Annotated in this window: 5 protein-coding genes; all 5 read right to left on the reverse strand. The window is 62.1% G+C overall.

Translation table 11 applies throughout. The features are described 5' to 3' along the window. Positions 1-45: 45 nt before the first annotated feature. Positions 46-1,554, reverse strand: coding sequence for an aldehyde dehydrogenase (NADP(+)) (locus ACQY7U_RS00590; protein WP_428640946.1), 1,509 nt, complete (start codon positions 1,552-1,554; stop codon positions 46-48). Between the two features lie 27 nt (positions 1,555-1,581). After that, complete coding sequence (locus ACQY7U_RS00595) at positions 1,582-2,505, reverse strand: Gfo/Idh/MocA family protein (RefSeq protein WP_428640948.1); 924 nt, start codon at positions 2,503-2,505, stop codon at positions 1,582-1,584. Further along, on the reverse strand, positions 2,505-4,247 hold the full coding sequence (gene araD / locus ACQY7U_RS00600; RefSeq protein WP_428640950.1) for an L-arabinonate dehydratase: 1,743 nt from the start codon (positions 4,245-4,247) through the stop codon (positions 2,505-2,507). The genes ACQY7U_RS00595 and araD overlap by 1 nt, the downstream gene beginning before the upstream one ends. Positions 4,248-4,249: 2 nt before the next feature. Further along, complete coding sequence (araD1, locus tag ACQY7U_RS00605; RefSeq protein WP_428640951.1) at positions 4,250-5,245, reverse strand: AraD1 family protein; 996 nt, start codon at positions 5,243-5,245, stop codon at positions 4,250-4,252. A gap of 4 nt (positions 5,246-5,249) precedes the next feature. Continuing rightward, on the reverse strand, positions 5,250-5,807 hold a 558-nt coding region (locus ACQY7U_RS00610; RefSeq protein WP_428640952.1), incomplete at its 5' end, for an ABC transporter permease subunit.

The raw sequence follows: 5,807 nt of genomic DNA on the forward strand, positions 1-5,807 counted from the left end.
CGCTCCCGACCTTAACGATATCAGTCGCTGACTTTTCCCTACAGTCTAGCTTGTGGGCAAAAGCGCGTCCGGCATGTTCTGGTAACAGACGGGTCGCAGGAAGCGGCGGATGGCCAGCGTGCCGACGGAGGTGGCGCCAAAGTTCGTGGAGGCCGGATAAGGCCCGCCGTGGACCATGGCATCTGCAACCTCCACGCCGGTCGGGAACCCGTTTGCCAGCAGCCGCCCGGCCTTACGTTCCAGGATCGGGGTGAGCTGCCGGGCAAGGCCCAAATCACCGTCGTCCATATGCAGCGTGCAGGTCAGCTGGCCTTCAAGCTGCAGCGCGATCCGGCGCATCTGATCTGTATCCTTCACCCGGACAATGATGCCAAGAGGGCCGAAGACCTCCTCGGCCAGTTCCTCGTTGGCAAGCCAGGCCTCGCCACTCGTCTCGAAGAGGTAAGGCGCCGCTTCCCTGGTTTCACAGGACGTGCCGATCAGTTCGCGAATGCCGGTCGATGCGGCAACGCGCCGGCTGCCGGAGCGGTAAGCGTCTGCAATCCCGTCGGTCAGCATGGTCTGGCTGCCGATCCCGCCCAGGGCCTCGACGGCGGCATTGACGAAGGCATCCGCATCCGGTCCGTCGATGACCAGAGCGATCCCGGGATTGGTGCAGAACTGCCCTGCCCCCATGGTCAACGATCCGGCCCAGCCTTTTGCGATGGCCTCGCCACGCGCCTTCACGGCTTCCGGCAGCAGGAACATCGGATTGACCGAGCCGAGTTCGCCGTAGAAAGGGATCGGCACGGGGCGCTGTGCGCAAAGATCGAAGAGGGCGCGGCCTCCGCCCAGAGATCCGGTAAAGCCGACCGCGGTAATGGCAGGATGCTGCACGAGCGCCTGACCGACAGCGCGGTTGCCGCCCTGGATCAGGGAAAAGACACCCGGATGAAGTCCACAGGACTTGATGGCGGCTTGAACCGCCTCGGCAATGATTTCACCGGTTCCCGGATGCGCTGAATGCCCCTTGACGACGACCGGACATCCTGCGGCAAGGGCGGACGCGGTATCGCCGCCCGCGGTGGAAAAGGCCAGCGGGAAGTTGGAGGCGCCGAAGACGGCCACGGGACCGAACGGGCGCTGGATCAGCTTGAGATCCGGCCGGGGCAGAGGCTGGCGGTCCGGCAGAGCCTCGTCATGGCGGAAATCGCGGTAATCGCCTTTCAGGATGTGGGAGGCGAACAGGCGCAGCTGACCGGTGGTGCGGCCACGTTCCCCCTGCAGGCGGGCTTCGGGCAAGCCCGTTTCCGAAGTGCCGATTTCGGTGATGGCTTCTGCGCGCGCTTCGATCTCGTCGGCAATCGCGTTCAGGAACCTGGCTCTGTCTTCACTGGGCAGATAGCCGTAGCTCCAGAACGCTTCTTCCGCCGCCCGGCAGGCCGCATCGACCTGCTCGACGGTTCCCGCCGAGAACTCGCGAGCCTGACCGTGCGCCGGCTCTGAACTGAATTTCCGGTCGCTTTCCACCCATTGTCCGGCAATGAGATGTTTTCCGTGTGGTGTAAACGTCATGACAAACCTTCCGGTTTCATACCAAAATCAGAATTCGAACGGCTCCGTGTTGAGCCGCCGCCCAAGGGAAAAGGCGTCGCAGACATGGACCATCGGCGTGAGGTCCAGGTCGCTTGCACCCAACTTGATGAGCTCCGCCATCCGGGCATAAAGGTTGGCATATTCGTGGTTGGAGCCTTCCTTGAACAATTTGCCTCCGATTTCCAGCCTCTCACCGCCAAGTGACAGGCGCGCATTGCCGTCATTCGTCTCCACCTCGATATCCCAGGTTTGCGGCCCCTCCTGGCGCCAGTCGAAGACCGCCGTCATGTCCGCTCCGCCCGGGTCGGCGAAGGTCAGGTTGGCGGCAATCGGTGTTGCCCGGTTTTCCGGGAACTCCAGCACGGCCTCCGCCAGGTGCACCGGATAGGGCAGGACTTCCGTCAGGATCGACAGCGCATTGATGCCCGGATCGAAGACCCCCATGCCGCCCGGCTCCCAGATCCACTCCTGCCCCGGGTGCCAGCGCCGGACATCTTCCTTCCAGGTGATCTTCAGGCGCCTGATGGTACGGCGGGAGAGCCATTCCTTCAGATACGGCACGCAGTCGGCATAGCGCGAGTGCCAGGTGGCGAAGATCGAGACGCCGTTTTCTTTCGCCAGCGCTTCCAGAGTATAGCATTCGGCGAGGCTTTGGCCCGGCGGTTTTTCCAGCATCACGTGCTTGCCCGCCCGCAAGGCTTTGGCGGCATACTCGAAACGCGGCTGCGGCGGGATCGCCAGCGAAATCGTGTTGATGTCCGGACGTTTTTCGAGCAGCTCGTCCAGCGTCTCGAAGTGATCAACGCCATCCACGGACGCATGGCGGCTGACCGCCGCCTCGAGAGACCAGTCCGGATTGCCGGCAATCGCCGGGATATGCTGGTCGCGGGCAATTTTGCCAATGCCGACCAGCGCCAGTTTTTCAACCATCAGTGAGAATCCTTCGGTACTGCCGAGCCACGGCAGCCTCTTAGAAAATCGAAATCCGCGCCGGTGTCGGCGCCTTGTACATGATCATGGAACAGTTTTGCATAACCGCTTTCCGGCACCTGGTGCGTCGGCTTCCAGGCTTCCAGCCTCTCTGCCAGTTCCTGCTCGGAAATGTCGAGATGGAGGCGCCGGTTCGGCACATCCAGTTCGATCATGTCTCCGTCGCGCACCACCGCCAGGGGACCGCCCGCGGCCGCTTCCGGAGACGTGTGCAGGACTACCGTGCCATAGGCCGTGCCGGACATACGCGCATCGGAGATGCGGACCATGTCTGTGATGCCTTTTTTCAGAACCTTCGGCGGTAGACCCATGTTGCCCACCTCCGACAGGCCCGGATAGCCCTTGGGTCCGCAATTCTTCAGAACCATGACGCAAGTCTCATCGATGTCGAGCGTATCGTCGTTGATCTTGGCCTTGTAGTCGTCGATGTCCTCGAAGACCACGGCCCGGCCCCGGTGCTGCAACAGATGCGCTGACGCGGCCGAAGGTTTCAGGACGGCTCCCTTCGGTGCCAGGTTGCCTTTCAGAACCGCGATGCCGCCCTGGCTCGTCAGGGCCTTTTCAACCGGCAGGATAACGTCTTCGTTCCAGTTCTTCGCATTTTTGACCTGGTCCCACATGCTTTCGCCGGCGACCGTGATGGCGTCCTTGTTGAGCAGGCCCGCTTCGCCAAGGCGCTTGATCACGACCGGCAGGCCACCTGCGTAGAAGAATTCCTCCATCAGGTATTTGCCCGATGGCATTAGATTGACGATGGTCGGGATGTCCCGGCCGAGCCGGTCCCAGTCGTCGAGCGACAGATCCACGCCGACGCGGCCCGCAATGGCAAGAAGGTGAATGACGGCGTTGGTCGAACCGCCGATGGCGCCGTTGGTGCGGATCGCATTTTCGAAGGCCTGCCTGGTCAGGATGTCTGACGGCTTCAGGTCGTCCTTCACCATCTGCACGATGCGGCGGCCGGAAAGATGCGCCATGACGCGGCGGCGGCTGTCGACGGCGGGAATGGCTGCGTTGCCGGAAAGCGCCATGCCGAGGGCTTCGGCCATGGAGGCCATCGTCGAGGCGGTCCCCATGGTGTTGCAGCTTCCCGGCGACCGGCTCATGGCGGCTTCCGCTTCCAGGAATTCCTCCTGGGTCATCTCGCCCGCCTTTACAGCCTCGGAAAATTTCCACAGATGCGTGCCCGAACCGACACGCTCGCCCTGGAACCAGCCGTTCAGCATCGGTCCGCCGGTAACGACGATGGCCGGAATATCGACGGAAGCCGCCCCCATCAGCAGCGACGGCGTGGTCTTGTCACAGCCGACAAGCAGGACAACGCCGTCGAGCGGCGTGCCGCGAACCGCCTCCTCCACATCCATGCTGGCAAGGTTGCGGAACATCATCGCTGTCGGGCGCAGGGTGCTCTCGCCGGTCGAGAACACCGGGAACTCTACCGGAAAACCACCGGCCTCGTAGATGCCGTGCTTCACCCGCTCGGCAAGGTCTCTCAGATGCGCGTTGCAGGGCGTCAGCTGGGACCATGTGTTGCAGATGCCGATGACCGGGCGGCCGTCGAACAGATCGTCCGGCAGCCCCTGGTTCTTCATCCAGCTGCGATGATAGATGTGGTCGCGGCTGGTGCCGCCGAACCACTCGGTCGACCGCAGCTTGCGCGGCCATTTTGCCGGTTTGAAAGTCATTTTCAGAGCACTTTTACTTGCGTGGCAGCAGTTTCCGCAGGCTCGAAAGCCAGGCGATTTTTCAGTGGCACACCGAAACCTGGGGCGGAAAGTTCGATCTCGTCCCCTTCCCTGCAGGAAATCCCGTCCGCGAAGGAAAGCGTCGCCGTGCCGAACATGTGGACATGCACGTCCCCCGGCTGGCGGAAGAGCCCGTATTTGAAATGGTGATGTTCCAGATTGGCCAGCGTGTGGGACATGTTGGCTTCCCCGGAGAGAAACGGTTTTTCCCAGAGCACCTCGCCGCCGCGAATGATACGGCTCGTGCCTTCAACACTTTCCGGCAAGTCGCCGACCAGTAGCTCGGGTCCGAAAGAGGCCGGGCGCAATTTGGAATGGGCAAGGTAGAGATAATTCTGCCGTTCCATGACATGGTCGGAAAACTCGTTGGCCAGGGCAAAGCCGACCCGGAACGGCGTACCGTCTGGGCCTACAACATAGACCCCTGCGATTTCCGGTTCCTCGCCGCCATCTTCACAAAAGCCGGGACTGACCAGGTCTGCGCCGGGGGCTACCGCCGAGCTGCCGTTGCCCTTGTAGAACCACTCGGGCTGAACACCGATGCGTCCGGGCTCGGGCCGTCCGTCTTCCAGCCCCATGCGGAACATCTTCATGCTGTCCGTGACATGGGTATCCTCTTCTTCGGCCTTTGCATGCATGGCATCGCGCGTCGCCGCCGAACCAAGATGGGTTAGCCCTGTACCGGTCAGATGCATATGGGCGGCATCGGGATGATGGAGCGGCAGCAGGAGGCGTTTTTCCGCCGCCAGTTTTTCAAGGTCCACTGCCGCACCAAGCTCATGGCCACGGATGCATTCGGCAAGGCTCTGGCCCTTGCCGATGGCTTCCTGGACAAGTTCGTAGGTGGTTCCAACACCTTTCAGGATCGAGGCTTCGCTGCCGTTGCGCACGACAACGGCTATCGCGCCCGTATCATCCAGAATCTGGGAAATCAGCATCCTCTTAACCCTGCTTGTTCTTGTTGTAGACGTCGAAGATCACCGCTGCGAGCAGGACGAGACCCTTGATCATCTGCTGGTAATCGATGCCGATCCCCATGATCGACATGCCATTGTTCAAGACGCCCATCAGGAAGGCCCCGACGACGGCGCCGATAATCGTGCCGACCCCGCCGGACATGGAGGCGCCGCCGATGAAAACCGCCGCGATCACATCGAGTTCAAGCGCAAAGCCGGCCTTCGGTGTCGCCGTATTGAGACGGGCCGCGAAGACGAGACCGGCGGCGGCCGCCAGCACGCCCATGTTGGTGAAGGCCAGGAAGGTCAGGCGTTCGGTCTTGATTCCGGAAAGCTTGGCGGCCTTCTGGTTGCCACCAAGGGCATAAATGCGGCGGCCGACCGTCGTCGTTTCCGTGATGAAAGCGTAGATGACCGTCAGGACACCCATGGTGATCAGCACGTTGGGCAGGCCACGGAACAGGGACAGCTTGTACATGACAAAGATCAGCGCGGCGGCAATGATCGCGGTGCGGGCAACGAAGAAGCCCGTGGGCTCGTCCTC

Source organism: Roseibium sp., assembly GCF_050301095.1.
Classification (GTDB): domain Bacteria; phylum Pseudomonadota; class Alphaproteobacteria; order Rhizobiales; family Stappiaceae; genus Roseibium.

Excerpts from the sequence above, each read along its gene's own strand:
- ACQY7U_RS00590 (WP_428640946.1), bottom strand. The coding sequence starts at position 1,554 with ATGACGTTTACACCACACGGAAAACATCTCATTGCCGGACAATGGGTG.
- ACQY7U_RS00595 (WP_428640948.1), bottom strand. The coding sequence starts at position 2,505 with ATGGTTGAAAAACTGGCGCTGGTCGGCATTGGCAAAATTGCCCGCGAC.
- araD (WP_428640950.1), bottom strand. The coding sequence starts at position 4,247 with ATGACTTTCAAACCGGCAAAATGGCCGCGCAAGCTGCGGTCGACCGAG.
- araD1 (WP_428640951.1), bottom strand. The coding sequence starts at position 5,245 with ATGCTGATTTCCCAGATTCTGGATGATACGGGCGCGATAGCCGTTGTC.